The sequence below is a fragment of the [Zimmermannella] faecalis ATCC 13722 genome (assembly GCF_000381765.1).
In the GTDB taxonomy this organism is placed as follows: Bacteria; Actinomycetota; Actinomycetes; order Actinomycetales; family Microbacteriaceae; genus Gulosibacter; species Gulosibacter faecalis.
This window is the reverse complement of sequence record NZ_KB907079.1, coordinates 69,442-89,112: the sequence shown is the minus strand read 5'-3', so window position 1 is coordinate 89,112 and position 19,671 is coordinate 69,442. Positions and strand designations below refer to the sequence as shown.

Sequence of the window (19,671 nt, the reverse complement as noted above, 5' to 3'; positions counted from 1 at the left end):
TCAGCACAACGTGAAGTACCCCAAGGATCGCTTCGACGACTTCCCGAACACGCTCAAGCGTCGCGGCGCGCACCGTGCGCCGCGTACGTGGGCGTCGAAGTTCATGTCGTGGATCGTGGCGATCGTCGCGTTCGTGCTGCTCGTTGGCATTGGCGTCGGCGTCATGTGGATGATCGACCGCCAGGTGCAGTTCACCGCCGACATGGGCGGACAGCAGGAAGAGACGACCGCGCCCGAGGAGACCGGCGGCGCGACCGAGGCCGCCCCGACCGAGACGGCCGCCGAGCCCGAGGCGACGATCGACGCGTCGATCTCGCTGACGGTGCTCAACGGCGTCGGCACTCCGGGCCTCGCGACGGCAGGCACGAACGTCTTTGTCGCCGACGGCTGGACCGTCGGCAGCACGGCCGACGCCGACAGCTACGACTACGCGACGACGAGCATCGTGATCGCGAGCGAAGACCAGCGCGGCGCCGCGCTCGGTGCGCAGGAGACCCTCGGCTACGGCGAAATCACGGTTGACCCGAACGTCGCGCCCGAGGGCACGATGACGATCATTCTCGGCCAGGACGCGGCCGACGCGCTGCTCTAGTTCGGGGCAGCCTCGCTCGGGGCGTTCGCTGCGGTTCGCCCGCGGCGGACGCCCCGCGTCGTTCTTGCACTCTCAGGGTGAGAGTGCCAACATGGGTGTTGGCACTCCAGCACACTGAGTGCTAACACGAAGACCACTCAGGTCCTGAAAGGACGACACATTTATGTCGAAGATGATCGCCTTTGATGAAGAGGCTCGTCGCGGTCTCGAGCGTGGCCTGAACACGCTCGCGGACACCGTCAAGGTGACGCTTGGCCCGCGCGGCCGCAACGTCGTGCTCGAGAAGAAGTGGGGCGCGCCCACCATCACCAACGATGGTGTCTCGATCGCCAAGGAAATTGAGCTCGAAGACCCCTACGAGAAGATCGGTGCCGAGCTCGTCAAGGAGGTCGCGAAGAAGACCGACGACGTCGCCGGTGACGGTACGACCACCGCAACCGTGCTCGCCCAGGCCCTCGTGAAGGAAGGCCTCCGCAACGTCGCCGCCGGCGCCGACCCCATCTCGGTCAAGCGCGGCATCGACAAGGCCGTCGCGGCCGTGACGAAGCACCTGCTCGAGTCGGCCGTTGAGGTCTCGGGCAAGGACCACATCGCCGCCACCGCCTCGATCTCGGCTGCCGACCCGCACATCGGTTCGCTCATCGCCGAGGCGATCGACAAGGTCGGCCGCGAGGGCGTCGTGACCGTCGAAGAGTCGAACACCTTCGAGACCACGCTCGAGCTCACCGAGGGTATGCGCTTCGACAAGGGCTACCTCTCGCAGTACTTCGTCACCGACACCGACCGCCAGGAGGCGGTGTTCGAAGACCCGTACATCCTCATCGTCAACAGCAAGATCTCGAACGTCAAGGACCTCCTCCCGGTCGTTGACAAGGTGATGCAGGCCGGCAAGCAGCTGCTCATCATCGCCGAGGACGTCGAGGGCGAAGCGCTCGCGACCCTCGTGCTCAACAAGATCCGCGGCATCTTCAAGTCGGTCGCCGTCAAGGCTCCCGGCTTCGGCGACCGCCGCAAGGCCATGCTGCAGGACATCGCGATCCTCACGGGCGGCCAGGTCATCTCGGAAGAGGTCGGCCTCAAGCTCGAGAACACGAACCTCGACCAGCTCGGTCACGCCCGCAAGGTGATCATCTCGAAGGACGAGACGACGATCGTTGAGGGCGCTGGCGACGCTGCGCAGATCGAGGGCCGCGTTGCCCAGATCAAGCAGGAGATCCAGAACACCGACTCCGACTACGACCGCGAGAAGCTCCAGGAGCGCCTCGCGAAGCTCGCCGGTGGCGTCGCCGTCATCAAGTCGGGCGCGGCCACCGAGGTCGAGCTCAAGGAGCGCAAGCACCGCATTGAGGACGCCGTCCGCAACGCGAAGGCTGCCGTCGAAGAGGGCATCGTCGCCGGTGGTGGCGTCGCACTCACGCAGGCCGGCTCGGCCATCGAGTCGCTCGAGCTCTCGAGCGACGAGGCGACCGGTGCCGCAATCGTGCGCGCCTCGCTCGACGCCCCGCTCAAGCAGATTGCGTTCAACGCCGGCCTCGAGCCCGGTGTCGTCGCCGAGAAGGTCCGCGGTCTCGACCTCGGCCACGGTCTCGACGCCGCCTCGGGCGAGTACGTCGACATGATCGCCACCGGCATCCTCGACCCGGTGAAGGTGACCCGCTCGGCGCTGCAGAACGCGGCCTCGATCGCCGGTCTCTTCCTCACCACCGAGGCCGTCGTCGCCGACAAACCCGCCCCCGCTGGCGCGGCCCCGGCTGGCGACCCCACCGGCGGTATGGACTTCTAAGGTCCTGCCCGCGGGGAGCATCCCCGCACCCGCGAAGGCGGGCGACTCGGCCGAGTCGCCCGCCTTCGGCGCGTTTCCGGGCGGATGCGGCTACACCGCGAAGAGGCGAATCACGTCGACCTCGGTGTTGCCGTAGTGCGTGCCAGCCGCGGCGAGCGCGCTATTGATCGACTCGATCGACTGCTCGACCTGGCTCTGCGTCGACTTCCACTGCTCGACGACGCCCTGGAACGCGGTCTGCGCCTGGCCCTGCCAGCTCGCCTGCAGGTTGAGCAGCTGGTTCGTGAGGTTGCCGGTTGCGGTGCGCACCGACTCGATGTCGGTCTGCACGGCCGAAACGGCGGACTGAATGAGGTCGCTGTCGACGGTGAACTTGGCCATGAGGGGCTCCCTTCTCGCGGCCCCGCGCAATGGTCGCGCGAGACTCGGCCCCAAAGGTAGAGCCCGGCGCTGCGGGCGCCGGGCTCCAGATCACGAATCTGTGGAGAGCTGTTCATCCACAGGCGGGGCCATCAGTAGGGGGAATCCCAAGCGGAATGTGGCACCGCCGCCCGGCGTCTCGACAACGTCGACGTCGCCCTCGTGCCCCTGCATGATCGCCGAGACGATCGCGAGCCCGAGGCCGGTGCCGCCCGTGTCGCGCGTGCGCGACGTGTCGGCCCGCCAGAACCGCTGGAAGATCTGCTTCCGGCTCTCCTCGGGAATCCCGTCGCCGTGGTCGATCACCTCGACGATCGCGCGCTCGCGCGGCACGTCGACGACGATGCCGAGCTCGAGGGGCGTGCCCTCGGGCGTGTAGCGCAGCGCGTTGCCGACGATGTTCTGAATCGCCTGGCGTACCTTGTCGCTGTTGCCGTAGATCATCGCCGGCACCTCGTCGGCGTCGTCGAACTCGGGCTGCTCCGGGTCCGCTTCGGGCGTCGCGTCGACGGGCTCCTCGGCGTCGTCGGCCACCTGCGTGCGTCGGCGCAGGCCGAGCACGCGCGCGAGCCGAGCCCGCGTCGAGCGCCTGGCCGGCGTATCCGGCTCGTCGTCGCCCTGCTCTTCGGCGTCGGGCTCGCGGGTCACGACGGTCGGGAGCGTCGCGAACGCGCTCTCGCCGGGGCGGTACGGATGCTCGTCGTCGAGCACGAGCACGATCGGATGCACGCGCACGGTGCGGTCGGGGGCCTGCGCCCGCGTATCCATCGCCGCGTCGTCGACGATCGGCTCGAGGTCGAGCACGTCTTTCGCGATCTCGCGATTCTCGTCGAGCCGCGCGAGCTGCAGGAGGTCTTCGACGAGGCCGCCCATGCGCTTCGCCTCGCCCTCGATGCGGTCCATCGCCTGCCCGACCTTCGTCGGCTCGTCGAGGGCGCCCATGCGGTAGAGCTCGGCGTAGCCGCGCACCGTCACGAGCGGCGTGCGCAGCTCGTGCGACGCGTCGCCGACGAACCTTCGCATCTGACTAATGGTGCGGTCGCGGTCGATGAGTGCCGAGTCGATCTGCCCGAGCATCGAGTTGAGTGAGCGCGAGAGCCGGCCGACCTCGGTGTTCGGCGTCGCCTCGGGCAGGCGCTGGTCGTAGTCGCCCGCGGCGAAGTTGATCGCCGTCGTCTCGACCTTGCGCAGCGGCCGCAGCGTCGCCGAGACGAGCATGCGGGTGAGCACGGCCGCGAAGATCAGCACCGAGAGGCCGAAGCCGAAGAAGATCGCGAGGAAGCTCGCCATGGTCGAGTTCACGCTCGACATCGGCATCGCGACGATGAGCGTGCCGAACACCTGATTCGAGTCGTACTGCGACTCGGGAATCACGACCGCGCGCCACGGCGAGCCGAGGCCGTCGGTCAGCTCGTAGATCGAGAATCCCGTGCCGACGGTGCCCTCGTACTTGAGCTCCATCGAGGTGAGGTCAGGCGCGATCGAGCGCGGCTGCCACTCCCAGTTGTCGACCATGATGTCGCCCGAGTCGTCGACGATCGCGACGTAGTACGGCTGCGGGGCGGTGCGGATCTGCTCGAAGCCGAACTCGCCCGTCGAGACGTCGCCGCCGAGCACGAGCGTCGGGTCGGCGGCGATCGAGCGCAGGCTCGCGTCGAGCTGCCCGACGAGGGTTGGACGCAGCAGCAACGTGGTGCCGCTGCCTGCGATCACGAGTGAGAGGGCAAGCAGCACCACGTTGACGATGGTGAGCTGATTGCGGAGGGAGAGTTGATCCCACCGCGAGGGACCGGAGGCCAAACGGCTACGCCTTCACCCCGGGCACCTTGAGCATGTAGCCAAAGCCGCGCTTCGTCTGAATGAGCGACTCCGACGTGTGCGCGTCGAGCTTGCGGCGCAGGTACGAGATGTATGACTCGACGATGCCGGCGTCGCCGTTGAAGTCGTACTCCCACACGTGGTCGAGAATCTGCGACTTCGACAGCACGCGGTTCGGGTTGAGCATGAGGTAGCGCAGCAGCTTGAACTCGGTCGGCGAGAGGTCGACCGGCTCGTCGTTGATGAACACCTCGTGCGTGTCCTGGTCCATCGTGAGGTCGCCGACGCGAATGACGGCCTCCTCTTCGGTGTGCATCGTGCGGCGCAGAATCGCCTTGATGCGCGCGACGATCTCGTCGAGGCTGAACGGCTTCGTGACGTAGTCGTCGCCGCCCGAGTTGAGGCCCTCGATCTTGTCGTCGGTGTCGTCCTTCGCCGTGAGGAAGAGGATCGGCGAGACGTAGCCCGAGGCGCGCAGGCGCTTCGTGACCGCGAAGCCCGACATGTCGGGCAGCATGACGTCGAGCACGATCAGGTCGGGCTCTTCGTCGATCACCGCGGCGATCGCGCCGGCGCCGTTCCCCACGGTGCGCACCATGAATCCTGCGAAGCGGAGGCTCGTCGAGAGCAGCTCGCGAATGTTCGGTTCGTCATCAACTACCAGGATCTTTGGTCCGCCATCAGTCATAAGGCTATTTTGCGGCCAAATTGCTGAATGCCGTCTGATGCGCCGTTATGCGCTCCCTATGCCCGCCAGCCGAGGGCGGGGCCGATGACGGTCGCGAGCTGCGTGAGCATCTGGCGCCAGTCGGCGAGCTCCATCTCGAAGGGCAGCTCGAACAGCAGGTCGTCGGCCGCCTGAATCGCGGGGTCGTTCGTGACGAACTCGAGAATCTCGTCGAGCGAGCCGAGCACATCCTTCGCAATGAGCGTGTTCTTGCCAACGATGCCCTCGGTGCGCGGGTTGCGCGCCTCGGCGTAGGTGCGGTACTTCGCGACCTGCTCGTCGGTCGCGCCGTCGGTCGGCACGATGACGCGCGCGACGGTGACCCACTTGCCGCCCGCCTCGCGGTACGCGTCGATCTGCGCGCGCTGCGCGAGCGAGAAGTCGGTGACGCCGTGCTCGCTCGTCGAGATGTTGCTCACGAGCCAGCCGAGGCCCGCCTCGCCCGCCCAGCGCGCCGACTTCAGCGAGCCGCCGCCGTACGTGAGCCGCTCGGCGAGGCCGGGGGAGTGCGGCTCGACCCGCTCCGAGTCGATGTCGCCGCCGAAGCCGGCGTAGCCCTCGAGGTCGCGCACCCTGTCGCCGGCGAGCAGTGAGCGCAGCCGCTCGATGCGGCCGTAGCCGTAGTCCTCTTCGCGCCAGCCCGTGTCGAACACGAGATCGTTCACCTCGTCACTCGAGTAGCGGGGCGGATGCACGCTGAGGCCGGGCAGCAGGCGGCCGCCCGAGAGCACGTCGGCCGTCGCGAGGTCTTCTGCGAGGCGGAACGGGTTCTCGTACTCGACGGGAATCACGGCGTTGCCGAGTCGGATGCGCTCGGTCGCCTGCGCGAGCGCGCCGAACAGTACGGCGGGCGAGGGCACGCCGTACTGCAGGTGGCGGGTGCGCAGCCAGCCCGAGTCGAGCCCGAGCGCATCCGCGTGCTGGAACAGCTCGATCGCGTCGCGGAACCCTGCCGCCGGCGCCTCACGCTCGAACGGGACGAGATGAATGAAGCCGAGGTGCTGGAAGGTCATGTGCGTGCTTTCGTTAGGCGGCGTTCGCGGCCGCGTCGATATCGTCGGCGTCGAGAATCGAGTACGAGTACCCCTGCTCGGCGAGGAATCGCTGTCGGTTCTGGGCGAAGTCCTGGTCGACCGTGTCGCGCGACACGACCGTGTAGAACGAGGCCGTGACGCCCGACGACGAGGGCCGAAGCAGTCGGCCGAGGCGCTGCGCCTCTTCTTGGCGCGAGCCGTACGAGCCCGAGATCTGAATCGCGACCGAAGCATCGGGCAGGTCGACCGAGAAGTTCGCGACCTTCGAGACGACGAGAATCGGTTCGTCGCCGGTGCGGAACGCCTCGAACAGCTCTTCTCGCTCGGCGACGGGGGTCTGGCCGGTCACCTTCGGGGCCCCGAGCTCGGTCGCGATCGCGTCGAGCTGGTCGAGGTACTGGCCGATGATGAGGATGCGCTCGCCCGCGTGTTTCGCGACGAGACGGCGGGCGACGTCGTGCTTTACCTCGGCGCTCGCGGCGATGCGGTAGCGGTCTTCGTCGCTCGCGCCGGCGTATTCCATGCGCGCCTCGTAGGGGAGGTCGACACGCACCTCGAAGCACTCGGCGGGGGAGATGTAGCCCTGCGCCTCGATCTCTTTCCAGGGTGCGTCGAAGCGCTTCGGGCCGATGAGCGAGAACACGTCGCCCTCGCGGCCGTCTTCGCGCACGAGGGTTGCCGTGAGGCCGAGGCGGCGGCGGGCCTGCAGCTCGGCGGTGAGCTTGAACACGGGCGCGGGCAGCAGGTGCACCTCGTCGTAGATGATGAGGCCCCAGTCGAGCGCGTTGAGCAGCGAGAGGTGGGCGTACTCGCCCTTTCGGCGGGCGGTGAGAATTTGATAGGTCGCGATCGTGACCGGCTTGACCTCTTTTACCTCGCCCGAGTACTCGCCGATCTCGTCTTCGGTGAGGCTCGTGCGGCGCAGCAGCTCGGCCCGCCACTGGCGCGCCGAGACGGTGTTCGTCACGAGAATGAGCGTGTTCGTGCCGGCGGCCGACATGGCGCCCGCGCCGACGATCGTCTTGCCCGCGCCACAGGGGAGCACGACGACACCCGAGCCGCCCGTGAAGAAGTGGTCGACCGCATCCTGCTGGTACTCGCGCAGCGACCAGCCGTCGCTCGTGAGGTCGATCTCGTGCGGCGTGCCGGGCGTGTAGCCCGCGAGGTCTTCGGCGGGCCAGCCGAGCTTCACGAGCTGCTGCTTGAGTTCGCCGCGGGCCCAGTCTTCGACGCGCATGACGCCGCTGCCGGCCGAGCCGCGCAGCATCGGGGCGATCTTCTTGTTTGACGCGACCTGCCGCAGCACGGCCTCGTCGCTCGCGCGCAGCACGAGGCCCTCGTCGTCGCGGTCGACGACGAGCCGGCCGTAGCGGTTCACGGTCTCGCGCAGGTCGATCGCGACCGCGTCGGGCACGGGGAACTTCGCGTAGCGCTCGAGTGTGCCGAGCATCTCCTCGGCGTCGTGGCCGGCGGCGCGGGCGTTCCAGAGGCCGAGGCGCGTGATGCGATAGGTGTGGATGTGCTCGGGCGCGCGTTCGAGTTCCGCGAATACCCCGAGTTCGTGCCGGGCCGCATCCGCGTCGGGATGCGCGACTTCGAGCAGTACGGTTCGGTCGCTCTGCACGATGAGGGGTCCGTCAGCCATACCGATTGAGTTTAGTCGTGTCGGGCGACGCGGGTTCCCTCGACGGCGACGATCGCGCGCAGCGGAACCGTGCGCTCGACCTCGGCGCCGGTGTCGCGGGCGCGCAGCCGCTGGTCGGTGACGGCGATGGGGATCACGTTGAGCTCGGCGGTGCGCTCGTCGCCGAGCGCGATTTCGAGGCGCAGCTCGAGGCGGTCGCGGCGCGCGAGTTCGAGGCGCCGGCGCAGCCAGGTCGCCTCGTCGTCGCGGGGCGGGGCCGAGGCGGCGTGCTCGGCGAGGGCTTCGGCGGCGCTGCGCAGGGTCGCGTTGGGCTCGGGCTCGTAGGGCTCGGCGGTGACACGGCGCAGTCCGCCGCGCAGCTCGCCGTCGACCGTCTCCATCGCCGCGGGGTAGCGGGCCTCGACGAGCGTGAGCAGGGCGGTCTCGGGGCTCGTGACCGAGGCGAGCTCGGCCTCGTCGCGCTGCTCGCCGGCGGGCACGACGCGCAGCGCGAGCGAGCTCAGCGCCGTGTCGATGCGGAGCGTGTCGAACAGCTGCGCCGACTCGGCGCGCACGCGGCTCGTGACCCGGCCGTGGTCGTCGACGTGGGCGCGCACGCGCACGCGGCCGAAGCGCTCGGCCGACGACTCGAGCAGGTAGGCAACGGGCTGCGGAATACCCGTGAGCGAGAGGCGCTCGAGGCGGTCGTGGATGCTCGAGATCGTCGCGCCCGACAGCAGCGCGCGCTCGATCGACGACTGCGTGAGCCGGTACTGGCTCGCGAGGGCTCGGTGCTCGAGCTGCGCGAAGCTGCGCAGGGCGGCGTCGTCGTCACCCGAGAGCGGGCCCGGCGCGACGATCGTCTGGTCGGGCTGCACGTAGACCCCGGTGACGGGCTCGGCGAGCTCGGGGGCGAGCGCGGCGGTCGCCTCGTCGAGCCGGTCGTCGAGCACGAGGCCGCCGAGGCGGGTAAGCGCGGCGCGGGTGGCGTCGGCGAGGCCGAGCGCGACGGCCGGATGCATCGAGCCCTCGGCAGGCTCGTCAAACCACGCGGCGGCGCGCACGTCGGCGATCGTGAGCGAGCGCGCCCACGCGGCGGCAAGGATGCGCCACCGTTCGGTGACGGGGCGGCGCGGGAACTCGCGGCCGGCCTCGGTGGGCGCCCACTGGTCGCCGGCGGTGGGTCCGGTCGGGGCGATGAGCTCGGTGCTCGCAAGCCACTCGTAGACGGCGTCGACGACCTCGACGGGCCGCTCGAGGTCGACCGCGAGGCGCCGCAGCTCGACCGCGCTGAGGCGCACGCCGCTGCGGGCATGCTGCACGGGCCGGTGGTGGGCGTCGAGCAGCCAGAGGGCGTCGCTCGCGAGCTGCGCGGCCTCTTGCGCCCGGTCGGCGCCCGAGGGCACGGGGTTCGCGGCGGCCGCGGCGTCGGCCTCGGCGGTGAAGTCGGGCACCTCGGGCAGCAGTTCGGCGAGGGTCTGCGCGGCGCGGGGGAGCAGCCGCGGCCGCTCGCCGTCGGTCACCGCGAGCTGCAGGCGCGCGGCCTCGGCGAGCGCGGCCTCGTCGCCGAGCCGCAGACCGCGCAGGGTGGGCCAGCGCATCCGCCCGAGCGTCGCGTCGATGTTCGTCGGGTCTTCGAGCCACTCGGCGAGGTCGATCGGGTCGGCGAGCCCGCGCGTCGGCACGCGCCGCTCACGCAGCAGCCACGCAAACCCCGACTCATCAAGCTCCCGCAGGGAAGCAAGGATGCGCATCGAGTCGGGGACGTTCGTCACTTGTGCCTGCGGTTGGCGATGATGCGGGTGATGATGACCGCGGCGACGCCGATCAGCGCGATGGGGAAGCCCCACCAGGCGACGAGGAGCGCGGCCGGCCAGTACCACGATGCGGTGGTCGCGAAGTCGACGCCGAACAGCGGGGCGACGAGCACCGAGACAAGGCAGACGAACGCGATGACGGCGAGCGCGGCAGTGGCGTTCGCGAGAATCTTCTCGCCCCGGCCGACCGGGGCCTGCTCTGGTGACTTGGGCACCGAACTAGCTTAGGCCACGTAGTCGCCGCGGCATGTCGTGATGTCGCTGCCCCGGGTAGACTGGAGCCACCGCGGCACCGCGCGGGGCACACGCCCGCGCGCGAGGGCTCGCCGCGACGGTTTCGATTCGACGCATCCGACCGAGGGTGCAAAGGAGATGTGCCATGCCAACGGGCAAGGTGAAGTTTTATGACGCCGACAAGGGCTTTGGCTTCGTGCAGGGCGACGACGGTCAGGAGGTCTTCCTCCACGCGACCGCGCTGCCGGCCGAGGTGACGCAGCTGCGCGCGGGCACGAAGCTCGAGTACGGCATTGCCGACGGGCGCCGTGGCCCGCAGGCGCTCTCGGTGCGCGTCGTGGATGCGCCCGCCTCGGTCACGCGCATGAAGCGCAAGCCCGCCGACGACATGGCGATCGTGGTCGACGACCTCGTGAAGGTGCTCGACCGCGTGGGCGCGCAGCTGCGCCACGGCAAGTACCCCGAGGGTGCGGCCGGCGCGAAGATCGCGGCGATGCTGCGCCGCGTTGCGGACGACTTCGATGCCTGAGGCCGCCGAGACGACGACTGACGAGGGCCTGATCGGCCTCGCGCTCGCGGCGCTTGCCGAGGTTGCCCCGGCCGAGCAGATCGGCGAGCACCTCGAGACCTCCGAGCCGAGCGACGAGGGCGTGCGCACGCTGCGCTTCGCCGCGAACGTGCCCGGCCACCGCGACTGGTTCTGGACGGTCTGGACGACCGTGGTCGACGACGCCGAGCCGACCGTGCTCGAGTGCGACCTGCTGCCGGGCGAGGATGCGCTGCTCGCGCCGTCCTGGGTGCCGTGGGCTGAGCGCCTGGCCGAGTTCCGCGCGACGCACGATCGCCACGGCAACCTCGTCGATGACGAGGACGACGCCGAGGGCGCGGAGTTCGACGACGAGGACGACGACTTCGACGAGGCGGAGCACGACGACGAAGACGGCGACGACGAGTCGGATGCCGACACCGACGACGCCGACGACGAGTCGGGCGAGTCTGGCGAGTCGGCGGGCTCCGAGGGACGCTCGGGCCGCGGCGGTCGCCGCTCGGGCCGACGCGGGCGCGGGCGACCGAAGTCGCAGCGCACGCAGCGCCGCACGCGCCGTCGCCGCCGCTAGCGCCATCGCGAACTGACGGCTATTTGCAGCATTTTCAACGAAAAAGCTGCAAATAGCCGTCAGTTCGCGGAGGTGTGTGGCGAATGGGGCGGGCGGATGCGCGGGGCAGGCCCGGTCTCCGTCGCTAGTTGGCGAGGAGCCGCTCGACGACGTAGTCGATCGAGGCGGTGAGCTGCTCTACGTCGCTCGTCGGCACCGAGGCGAACGTGCCGACGCGCAGCTGGTTGCGGCCGAGCTTGCGGTACGGGTCGACGTCGACGATGCCGTTCTCGCGCAGAATGCCGCGCAGCACGCCGCTGTCGACGCGCTCGTCGAGGTCGATCGTCGCGATCACCTGCGAGCGGTACTGCTCGTCGCGCACGAACGGCGTCGCCCACTCGCGCTCGGCGGCCCACTGATACATGTGGTCGCTCGAGGCACGCGTACGGGCCGCGACGGTCGGCAGACCGCCGTCGGCGAGCATCCACCGCAGCTGTGAGTCGAGCAGCGAGAGGGTCGCGATCGCGGGCGTGTTCAGCGTCTGTTCCTTGCGTGAGTTCTCGACGGCGAGCTGAAGGCTGAGCGACTCGGGAATGTAGCGGTCGGATGCGGCAAGGCGCGCGACGCGCTCGAGCGCGGCCGGGCTCATGAGCGCGAACCAGAGGCCGCCGTCGCTGCCGAAGTTCTTCTGCGGCGAGAAGTAGTAGACGTCGGCCTGCTCGAGGTCGACCTCGATGCCGCCCGCGGCGCTCGTTGCGTCGATGAGCGTGAGCGCGCCCTCGTCGTTCGCGACACGGGTCGGCGTGACCATCGCGCCGGTGGAGGTCTCGTTGTGCGGCGTCGCGTAGAGGTCGATGCCGGCGGCCGGCTCGAGCAGTGCAACTTCGCCGCCCGGCGCCTCGCGCACATCCGGTGCCTCGAGCCACGGCGCGCCCGCGGCGCGCGCAAACTTGCTGCCGAATTCGCCGAACGAGGCGGCCTGGGCGCGGCGCTCGATGAGGCCGAACGCGGCGGCATCCCAGAACGCGGTCGCGCCGCCGTTGCCGAGCACGACTTCGTATCCCTCGGGCAGGCCGTAGAGGTCGCCGAGCTGTGCGCGCACGCTCGCGACGAGCTGCTTCACGGGTGCCTGCCGGTGCGACGTGCCGAGGACGTCACGACCCCGTCGCACGAGATCATCGAGTTGCGATTCGCGGACGCGCGAGGGTCCGGCACCAAATCGACCGTCGCCTGGCAGTAGATTGGCCGGGATACGAATATCACTCATGCGCTCAAGCCTAAGCCGGGACGCGTGACAGATTCGTTCGCCTAGAACCGATATATTTGAAAATGAACTCGACCAGCGTCGAAAGGGGGTGCACGGTGTCAAACTTGGTGGATACGACGGAGATGTACCTTCGCACGATCATTGACCTCGAAGAAGAGGGAATCACCCCGCTGCGCGCGCGCATTTCGGAGCGGCTTGGGCATTCCGGTCCGACGGTGTCGCAGACCATCGCGCGCATGGAACGAGACGGACTCGTTGAGGTGGCGGCCGATCGTCGGCTCGTGCTGACGACCATGGGGCGCGAGAAGGCACTGCGGGTGCTGCGCAAGCACCGCATCGCCGAGTCGCTGCTCGCGAACGTTATCGGGCTCGATCTTGCGATCGTGCACGACGAGGCGTGCCGCTGGGAGCACGTGATGAGTGACGAGGCCGAAGAGCGCATCTATCAGCTGCTCGGTGGGCCGACCGAGTCGCCGTACGGCACGCCGATTCCGTCGGCGGTTACCGCCGACGTGCAGCCCGAGCAGGCGTTCTTCCGCGGCGTCGTGTCGCTCGACGCGGCCGAGATCTCCTCGGGCGATGTCGCCGAGGTGCGTCGGCTCGGCGAGCCGTTGCAGGCCGATCTCGAGTCGATGCGGATGTTCCGCGAGCAGGGCGTGATGCCCGGCGCCCGCGTCGTCGTCGAGTACCTCGGGGAAGACATTCGGTTGTCGCCGGTCGACTCGACCACGCAGGTCGATGTGCCGATCGAGCTCGCCCGGCACGTCTACATCACCGATGTGTGACCAACTTCGTTACAATTAAAAATCGCGCCTGACCAGGGAATCGTTATCTAAAGTAGTCGAATCTGTTACATAACCGTGACATTTTCGTGATCTTTCGTTACCGTTGGTGGACCGACGAACACATCCGTGTTGTCGTCGAGTCGAGGCGCCGCGAACCCGCCCCCTCGGCTCTGCTTCTCGAAAAGCTCAGTGGGCGGGGGTACTGCCGCGGCGCGGAGGGTCGAATTTGGACAACACCACCCCCGCCGGCGCACTCACCCGCCGAGAGGCTCGTGAGATCGAGCGCCGTACTGGCGTCCGCCCCGTCGCCGTCGCTGCCGCCTCCCCGCAGCACGACGAGCTCGCCGCGTTCCGCCGCGCGCAGCCCGCGACGCCCACCGCATCCGTCGTTACCACCCCGTGGGACACGGGTCGCATTGACCGCAACGAGCTCGACACGCTGCTCTCGGTCATTCCCGAAGACCTCGCCGCCGAGGCGGCCGCGGCCGCTCCGGCCGACCGCCCGAACCGCGGCCTCACCGTGCGTGCCGACCGCCCCGCAGCCCTCGTGGCCCGCTCGCGCCGTCGTGCCGCCGGAGGCTTCGCCGCCGCCGCATCCGTCACCGCGCTCGCCGCGGTCGGCTTCACCTCGGTGATCGGCCAGGGCGCCGTCGTCGCCGACGAGGCGCACCGCGCCGACCTGCTCGGCGGCATCAACGCGCAGGACACCGTCGACGACGTGCTCGCGAGCGACGAGGTTGCTGACGACGCGACCGAGGCGACGCAGCAGGCTGACGCGACGGCAGAGGAGTCGACGACGTCGGCGCCTGCCGCCGAGTCGACCGAGCTCACCGAGATCGAAAGCTTCGACGCCGCGTCGGTGCAGTCGGCCGCCGAGGAGCCCGCCGTAGAAGAGGTCCCCGCCGACGAGACCAGCGCCACCGAGGTCTCGGCTGACGCATCGGCCGAAGCGTCGACCGCGGCGAGCGCGACCGCCTCGACCTCGGCGACGTCGGGCAGCTCGCTGCTCGCGATCGGCGAGCAGTACATCGGCGTTCCCTATGTCTGGGGCGGCACGTCGCCCTCGATGGGCTTCGACTGCGCCGGCTTCGTCGCGTGGGTGCTCAACGAGGCCGGATACGACGCGACCACGTCGATCGCGCAGCTCGCGTCGATGGGTGAGGTCACGACGAACCCGCAGCCGGGCGACCTCGTGATCTACGACGGCCACATCGGTTTCTACGCCGGGCCGAACTCGATGCTGCACGCGCCGTACGCCGGTGACAGCGTTCGCTACGGCACGATCGACTGGGGTTCGCACTACTTCGTGCACCTCGGATAACCCCCGGTGACGGAAGTCGTTATCTTTTCGTGAGATTTCCGTCACTTGAGCGTGACATTGCCGTGATCTTTCGTTACGCTCGAACCTGTCGACGAACACCACCGTGTTCAGGTCACGCTGAGGCACCGCAAACCCGCCCCCTCAGCAGAACTCACAAAGTCTCAGTGGGCGGGGAAATATCAGCGGTGCGGAGGGTCGAAATTGGACAACACCACGCAGATTGGCGCACCGCTCACTCGCCGTGAGGCTCGTGAGATCGAGCGCCGCACCGGCGTCCGTCCCGTCGCGAGTGCCGAGCCCGGCGCCGCGTTCCGCCGTGAGGACACCGGTCGCATCGAGCGCAACGAGATGACCGCGCTCATCTCGGTGCTCCCGACCGAGCTGGTAGAGCAGATCACTGAGCCGGCCGCTGCCGAGCAGGGCGCCGAGGTGCGCAGCCTGACCGTGCGTGCGCCGCGCCCCGCCGCGCTCATCGCGCAGCGTCGTCGTCGTACCGCTGGTGGCTTCGCCGCCGCGGCGTCGGTCACCGCCCTTGCTGCGGTCGGCCTCACCACCGTTGCCGGCCAGGGTGTCGTTGCTGCCGACGCGCAGCACCAGGCCAACCTGCTCGCCGGAGTGAACAGCCAGGTCACCGAGGCGACGCAGTCGGCTGCCGACACCGCCGCGCAGGAGGCCGAGGAGGCCGAGCAGGCTGCCGAAGAGCAGACCGTTGCCGCTCCCGCCGCTGAGTCGACCGAAGAAACCGAGATCAGCACCTTCGACAGCTCGACCGTTGCGTCGGCCGCCGTCGCCGTGCCCGTCGAGGTTGAAGAAGAGGTCGAAGAGTCCTCGACCGGCGGTTCGTCGAGCGAGTCGACCTCGAACGCCTCGGGTTCGACCGAGTCGAGCGACGCCTCGGCACAGCAGGCTTCGAGCAACGCGCCGGCCACCGGCTCTGTGCAGCAGACCATCGTCGCGTACGCGCAGTCGATGCTCGGCTCGTACGGCATGGACTGCACCGACTACGTGCAGAACGCCCTCGCGGCGGCCGGCCTCACGACGCCGCGCCTCAACGGCGGCCCCGACCTCGGTGTCAGCTCGTTCACGCAGTTCGGCACGCAGATCGACCCGAGCCAGGCGCAGCCCGGCGACATCATGATCAAGTACGGCTACCACGTCTCGATCTACGCGGGCAACGGCCAGGCCTACCACGGTGGCTGGAACGGTGCCGCCGACGACAACGTGCTCTCGTCGTACCAGGGTTCGCCCTACTTCTACGACGTGATCATCCGCGTCGGCTAACCGCCGAAGAACGTATGCACCGCCGGGAACAAGCGCAGCTTGTTCCCGGCGGTGTCGTTTTCCCGCTGCGTCGATGTGCTCCGTGTCGGTGCTCACGGGATGCGGCGCCGCGAAGGTTGCCCGCGCGTGAACTCTTGGTAACCGCCGCGCGAGCCGCGGGCGCGAAAGCGCGGTCGCACGCGTATCCCGCAGTACCATCGTCCACAGAACGCCCGACCGGCCCCGCCGGTCGCCGCCTCGAATCGAAAGGAGCAGCCATGGCCTCGCAGCGTCGACAGGTCAGGCCGCAGGTGCGCGCCTGCTCCGGATTCGAGCGCCATTTCCACCACGGAATAGTCGCGCCTGCGTCGTGTGATGGCACTGCCCTGTGGCAGTGCCATTTTTTGTCTGGATATGGGGAGCAATCTCATGCGAACACTCGTACTCAACGCCGGTTTTGAACCGATCGCCGTGGTCTCTGACCGCCGTGCGCTCGTGCTCGTGCTCGGGGGCAAGGCCTCGATGCTCGAGGCCGACGAGGCGGTTCCGCTGCGCTCCCAGACCCGCGAGTACGCGCGGCCCCGCGTGATTCTGCTCACCCGCTACGTGCGGATTCCGATGGCCCGGCGCATGCCGGTGTCGCGCAAGGGCGTGCTGCGGCGCGACGACAACTGCTGCGCGTACTGCGGCCGCTTCGCGAACACGATCGACCACGTGCAGCCGCGCTCCCGCGGGGGACGCGACACGTGGGAGAACCTCGTCGCCTGCTGCCTGCGCTGCAACAACGTCAAGGGCGACCGCACGCCCGAGGAGATGGGCTGGCAACTGCGGCACCGTCCGTCGGCGCCCGTGAGCCACGGCTGGCACGTGCGCGGCGTCGACCGCGAGTCGTCGGCGGAGTGGGCGCCGTACCTCGAGCAGCAAGCGGCTTAGCGGTCGCGGTGGCGTGCCCCGAACGGGAGCACGCCCGACGCGGCGCGCTCGACGAGGTCGGCGTCGAGGGCGGCGGCGCGGTAGTCGAGCATGCGTGCGTCGAGCGTCTGGCGCAGCCGGGGGAGGAGCGCCGCCTCAGCCTGCGGCGCGAACACCGGCAGGCGGTGGCGGAACGTCACCTTCCAAGTGACGCGCGTGCCGCCGTCGGCCTCGGTGAAGTGCCAGCCCTCGCCGAACGCGTCGAGCCACCACGGCCCCTTCACGAGGTGCGTGCTCGAGAGCTGGCCCGGCAGCCAGAGGTCGTACTCGTGAATGAGGCGCAGGCCGTCGGTGAGGCGCTGAAACACCTGCGTGCCCTGGCCGAGCTCGGTCGCGTCGCGCAGCAACAGCTGCTTCTCGACCCGCGTATCCCACACCGTGCGGTCGGGCCCGAGCGTGTGCGCGAGCGCGAACGCCTCGGCGGGGGAGAGCGGAACGGTGGTCGAGGCTTCGTACGACTGCGACATGTGACCAGTCTACGAAGCCGCGGCTACGACTGAATCTGCACCGGCCATCCCTCAGAGGGCTGGATCACGACGAAGCCCTGGCCGTGGAACGCGAGCTGGAACGCCTCGCCCGAGCCGCGGCCGATGAGCGAGCCCATCTTGAAGTCGTTCTTGATGGTCGGCGCGAGCTGCGCCGACCACGCGACGGTCGCCTGCGGGTCGGTATAGATGGGGCCCTGGCTCGCGTCGAGCACAAACGGCGTGCCATCGGAGGTGACCGCGACCGTGCCGCTGCCGCCGATCTCGAGGTTGAACAGGCCACCCGCCATGAGGCCCGCATTGCCGAGCATCTTCGGTTCGTAGCTGAGCTGGTCGTCGAACGCGAGCAGATGGTCGGTGTTCAGCGTGATGCCCTCGTTCTCGAGCTCCATGAGGAACACCTGCTGGGCGCGGTTCGCGAGCCACGCCTCGCCCTGGCCGGTGATGTGCATGAGGTTCTTGCCCTCGCCCGTGAACTGCTTCTTGAAGAACTGGCCCACCGACTTCGAGCCCTGGTGGGCGAAGTCGAGGTTGCCGCGGTACCCGACCATCGCGCCCTTGCGCGAGATCGCACCGGGGCCGAAGCCGATGCGGAGCATCCGGCTGCTCTCGAGCACCCAGCGGTCGGTGGATGGGTCGCGGAAGTTGTCCTTGTCGAAAATGGGGCTGCGCATGGTGGCGTCCTTTCGTTCTGCTGCCAGTTATACGCGGTTGACCGCGCGCGCTCACTGCTTGTCTGCCGGTGCACCCCGTGCGATGTAGGGGGTTTCGTCCGATCGGCGGATCTACTGTGAGAGCACCGACCATCAACGACGATGAAACGAGGGGTCATGTACTCATCAGCCGACGAACTCATTGCCGCAGTGCAGCCCGCCGAGGGCGGCCGTGACGTGATCGACCCGAGCACCGGCGAGGTCTTCGCCCGGGTGCCGGTTGCGACACCCGCCGACCTCGAAGACGCGATCAACCGCGCCGAGGCGGCGCAGGTTGCGTGGGCGAAGCTCTCGCACGCCGAGCGCAGCGACTACCTGAACAAGGCGGCGGATGCGGTTGAGGCGTCGGCCGAGGCGCTGGCGGTGCTGCTGTCGCGCGAGCAGGGCAAGCCGCTGAACGGGCCGAACGCCCGCTTCGAGGTTGGCGCCTGCGCCGGCTGGCTGCGGGCGAACGCCGCGTTCGAGGTTGAGCCCGAGGTGCTCGTCGACGACGACACGCAGCGCGCCGAGCTGCACTACGACCCGATCGGCGTCGTCGCCGCGATCAACCCGTGGAACTGGCCAATGATGATCGCGATCTGGCAGTTCGCGCCGTCGCTGCGCATGGGCAACACGGTCGTGTCGAAGCCCGCGAGCTCGACGACGCTCTCGGTGCTCGCGCTCGCGAAGGTGCTCAACGACGTGCTGCCCGAAGACGTGCTGACGGTCGTGCCGGCCGACAGCAAGGTTGGCGCTGCGCTCACGGGCCACCCGAAGATCGGCAAGGTCATGTTCACCGGTTCGACCGAGGTCGGCAAGATCATCGCGCGCGACGCGGCCGACAACGTCGCCCGCCTCACGCTCGAGCTCGGCGGCAACGACGCCGGCATCGTGCTGCCCGACCTCGACGTGAAGGCGCACGCCGAGAACCTGTTCTGGGGCGCCTTCATCAACACGGGCCAGACCTGTGCCGCGCTGAAGCGCCTCTACGTGCCGGCTGAGATCTACGACGAGGTCGTCGAGGCGCTCACCGAGGTCGCGAAGAACATGCCGATGGGCAACGGCCTCGACGAGCAGAACGTGCTCGGCCCGCTACAGAACCGCTCGCAGTACGAGGTGGTCGACCGCCTCGTGAACGCCGCGCGCGACGCCGGCGCGACGATCAATGTCGGCGGCGACCCCGACGCCGACGCCCCGGGCTTCTTCTACCCCACGACGATCGTGTCGAACATCGACAACGACAACCCGCTCGTCGCCGAGGAGCAGTTCGGCCCCGCGCTGCCGATCATCAAGTACGACTCGCTCGAGCAGGCGATCGAGTGGGCGAACGGCCTCGAGGTCGGGCTCGGCTCGAGCGTGTGGAGCTCGAATACCGATGCCGCGGTTGAGGTCGCGCGCCAGCTCGAGGCGGGCACCACCTGGATCAACCAGCACGGCGCGATCGACCCGCGCGTGCCGTTCGGTGGCGCGAAGGCGTCGGGCTACGGCCTCGAGTTTGGCGTTGCCGGTTTGAAGAGCCTCGGTCAGCCGCACGTCATCACGATCCCGAAGGCGTAGCACCCAGCGTTCCGTATCGACCCGGCCCGGTCACCTCGCGAGGAGACCGGGCCGGGTCGTTTGCGTGTGGTGCCCCACGCTCGCACCCGCGCCCGCATCCGCGCCCTCACCCGCATCCGCGCCCTCACCCGCATCCGCATCCGCGCCCTCACCCGCATCCGCGCCCGCGCCCTCACCCGCATCCGC

At 69.0% G+C, this 19,671-nt stretch carries 19 protein-coding genes; 9 read left to right on the top strand and 10 right to left on the bottom strand.

The window, feature by feature from the left end; all coding sequences use genetic code 11:
• Positions 1–10: 10 nt before the first annotated feature.
• Complete coding sequence (locus tag G328_RS0108490; protein WP_019618920.1) at positions 11–592, top strand: LytR C-terminal domain-containing protein; 582 nt, start codon at positions 11–13, stop codon at positions 590–592.
• Positions 593–755: 163 nt separating this feature from the next.
• Complete coding sequence (gene groL, locus G328_RS0108485) at positions 756–2,375, top strand: chaperonin GroEL (RefSeq protein ID WP_019618919.1); 1,620 nt, start codon at positions 756–758, stop codon at positions 2,373–2,375.
• Positions 2,376–2,465: 90 nt separating this feature from the next.
• On the opposite strand, the gene G328_RS0108480 is transcribed toward groL, so the two are convergent.
• From G328_RS0108480 to G328_RS0108450, 7 genes are all read right to left on the bottom strand, one after another.
• Positions 2,466–2,756, bottom strand: coding sequence for a WXG100 family type VII secretion target (locus G328_RS0108480; RefSeq protein WP_019618918.1), 291 nt, complete (start codon positions 2,754–2,756; stop codon positions 2,466–2,468).
• 90 nt (positions 2,757–2,846) lie between these two features.
• Entirely contained in the window at positions 2,847–4,532 is a 1,686-nt protein-coding gene (locus G328_RS0108475; RefSeq protein ID WP_235619864.1) for a sensor histidine kinase, read from the bottom strand.
• A 67-nt stretch (positions 4,533–4,599) separates the two neighbouring features.
• Positions 4,600–5,301 (bottom strand): response regulator transcription factor, encoded by a 702-nt coding sequence (locus G328_RS0108470; protein ID WP_019618916.1) that lies wholly within the window; start codon positions 5,299–5,301, stop codon positions 4,600–4,602.
• Positions 5,302–5,357: 56 nt separating this feature from the next.
• Positions 5,358–6,353: an LLM class flavin-dependent oxidoreductase gene (locus tag G328_RS0108465; RefSeq protein WP_019618915.1), complete on the bottom strand. Its 996-nt coding sequence runs from the start codon at positions 6,351–6,353 to the stop codon at positions 5,358–5,360.
• A 13-nt stretch (positions 6,354–6,366) separates the two neighbouring features.
• Entirely contained in the window at positions 6,367–8,019 is a 1,653-nt protein-coding gene (locus G328_RS0108460; RefSeq protein WP_019618914.1) for a DNA repair helicase XPB, read from the bottom strand.
• A gap of 11 nt (positions 8,020–8,030) precedes the next feature.
• A complete protein-coding gene (locus G328_RS0108455) occupies positions 8,031–9,773 on the bottom strand; it encodes a helicase-associated domain-containing protein (protein WP_019618913.1) in 1,743 nt (580 codons plus the stop codon).
• Positions 9,770–10,030 carry a hypothetical protein gene (locus tag G328_RS0108450; RefSeq protein WP_019618912.1) on the bottom strand — a complete coding sequence of 87 codons (261 nt, stop codon included), beginning with the start codon at positions 10,028–10,030 and terminating at the stop codon, positions 9,770–9,772. Before G328_RS0108450 ends, G328_RS0108455 begins: the two co-directional genes overlap by 4 nt.
• Positions 10,031–10,194: 164 nt before the next feature.
• Between G328_RS0108450 and G328_RS0108445 the strand changes: the two genes are divergently transcribed.
• Positions 10,195–10,578 carry a cold-shock protein gene (locus G328_RS0108445; RefSeq protein ID WP_019618911.1) on the top strand — a complete coding sequence of 128 codons (384 nt, stop codon included), beginning with the start codon at positions 10,195–10,197 and terminating at the stop codon, positions 10,576–10,578.
• On the top strand, positions 10,571–11,167 hold the full coding sequence (locus tag G328_RS14880) for a DUF3027 domain-containing protein (protein ID WP_019618910.1): 597 nt from the start codon (positions 10,571–10,573) through the stop codon (positions 11,165–11,167). Before G328_RS0108445 ends, G328_RS14880 begins: the two co-directional genes overlap by 8 nt.
• 124 nt (positions 11,168–11,291) lie before the next feature.
• On the opposite strand, the gene serC is transcribed toward G328_RS14880, so the two are convergent.
• Positions 11,292–12,413, bottom strand: a complete 1,122-nt coding sequence (serC, locus tag G328_RS0108435; RefSeq protein WP_026339763.1) for a phosphoserine transaminase — start codon at positions 12,411–12,413, stop codon at positions 11,292–11,294.
• Positions 12,414–12,508: 95 nt separating this feature from the next.
• On the opposite strand from serC, the gene G328_RS0108430 reads away from it, so the two are divergent.
• From G328_RS0108430 to G328_RS0108415, 4 genes are all read left to right on the top strand, one after another.
• A complete protein-coding gene (locus G328_RS0108430; protein WP_026339762.1) occupies positions 12,509–13,198 on the top strand; it encodes a metal-dependent transcriptional regulator in 690 nt (229 codons plus the stop codon).
• 226 nt (positions 13,199–13,424) lie between these two features.
• Positions 13,425–14,519 (top strand): C40 family peptidase, encoded by a 1,095-nt coding sequence (locus G328_RS16825; protein WP_019618907.1) that lies wholly within the window; start codon positions 13,425–13,427, stop codon positions 14,517–14,519.
• A 201-nt stretch (positions 14,520–14,720) separates the two neighbouring features.
• Positions 14,721–15,800 carry an NlpC/P60 family protein gene (locus G328_RS15900; protein ID WP_019618906.1) on the top strand — a complete coding sequence of 360 codons (1,080 nt, stop codon included), beginning with the start codon at positions 14,721–14,723 and terminating at the stop codon, positions 15,798–15,800.
• A 408-nt stretch (positions 15,801–16,208) separates the two neighbouring features.
• On the top strand, positions 16,209–16,712 hold the full coding sequence (locus G328_RS0108415) for an HNH endonuclease (RefSeq protein ID WP_019618905.1): 504 nt from the start codon (positions 16,209–16,211) through the stop codon (positions 16,710–16,712).
• On the opposite strand, the gene G328_RS0108410 is transcribed toward G328_RS0108415, so the two are convergent.
• Together G328_RS0108410 and G328_RS0108405 are read right to left on the bottom strand one after the other, a co-directional pair.
• Positions 16,709–17,218: an SRPBCC family protein gene (locus G328_RS0108410; protein WP_019618904.1), complete on the bottom strand. Its 510-nt coding sequence runs from the start codon at positions 17,216–17,218 to the stop codon at positions 16,709–16,711. The two genes, G328_RS0108415 and G328_RS0108410, sit on opposite strands and share 4 nt — an antisense overlap.
• Before the next feature lie 23 nt (positions 17,219–17,241).
• On the bottom strand, positions 17,242–17,910 hold the full coding sequence (locus G328_RS0108405; RefSeq protein WP_019618903.1) for an AIM24 family protein: 669 nt from the start codon (positions 17,908–17,910) through the stop codon (positions 17,242–17,244).
• 156 nt (positions 17,911–18,066) lie between these two features.
• Between G328_RS0108405 and G328_RS0108400 the strand changes: the two genes are divergently transcribed.
• Positions 18,067–19,485 carry an aldehyde dehydrogenase family protein gene (locus G328_RS0108400; RefSeq protein WP_019618902.1) on the top strand — a complete coding sequence of 473 codons (1,419 nt, stop codon included), beginning with the start codon at positions 18,067–18,069 and terminating at the stop codon, positions 19,483–19,485.
• The last annotated feature ends 186 nt before the right edge of the window (positions 19,486–19,671 follow it).

Coding starts and splice junctions, on each gene's coding strand:
- G328_RS0108465 (WP_019618915.1), bottom strand. CDS start 6,353: ATGACCTTCCAGCACCTCGGCTTCATTCATCTCGTCCCGTTCGAGCGT.
- G328_RS0108405 (WP_019618903.1), bottom strand. CDS start 17,910: ATGCGCAGCCCCATTTTCGACAAGGACAACTTCCGCGACCCATCCACC.
- groL (WP_019618919.1), top strand. CDS start 756: ATGTCGAAGATGATCGCCTTTGATGAAGAGGCTCGTCGCGGTCTCGAG.
- serC (WP_026339763.1), bottom strand. CDS start 12,413: ATGAGTGATATTCGTATCCCGGCCAATCTACTGCCAGGCGACGGTCGA.
- G328_RS0108410 (WP_019618904.1), bottom strand. CDS start 17,218: ATGTCGCAGTCGTACGAAGCCTCGACCACCGTTCCGCTCTCCCCCGCC.
- G328_RS0108470 (WP_019618916.1), bottom strand. CDS start 5,301: ATGACTGATGGCGGACCAAAGATCCTGGTAGTTGATGACGAACCGAAC.
- G328_RS14880 (WP_019618910.1), top strand. CDS start 10,571: ATGCCTGAGGCCGCCGAGACGACGACTGACGAGGGCCTGATCGGCCTC.
- G328_RS0108445 (WP_019618911.1), top strand. CDS start 10,195: ATGCCAACGGGCAAGGTGAAGTTTTATGACGCCGACAAGGGCTTTGGC.
- G328_RS0108460 (WP_019618914.1), bottom strand. CDS start 8,019: ATGGCTGACGGACCCCTCATCGTGCAGAGCGACCGAACCGTACTGCTC.
- G328_RS0108400 (WP_019618902.1), top strand. CDS start 18,067: ATGTACTCATCAGCCGACGAACTCATTGCCGCAGTGCAGCCCGCCGAG.
- G328_RS0108480 (WP_019618918.1), bottom strand. CDS start 2,756: ATGGCCAAGTTCACCGTCGACAGCGACCTCATTCAGTCCGCCGTTTCG.
- G328_RS0108415 (WP_019618905.1), top strand. CDS start 16,209: ATGCGAACACTCGTACTCAACGCCGGTTTTGAACCGATCGCCGTGGTC.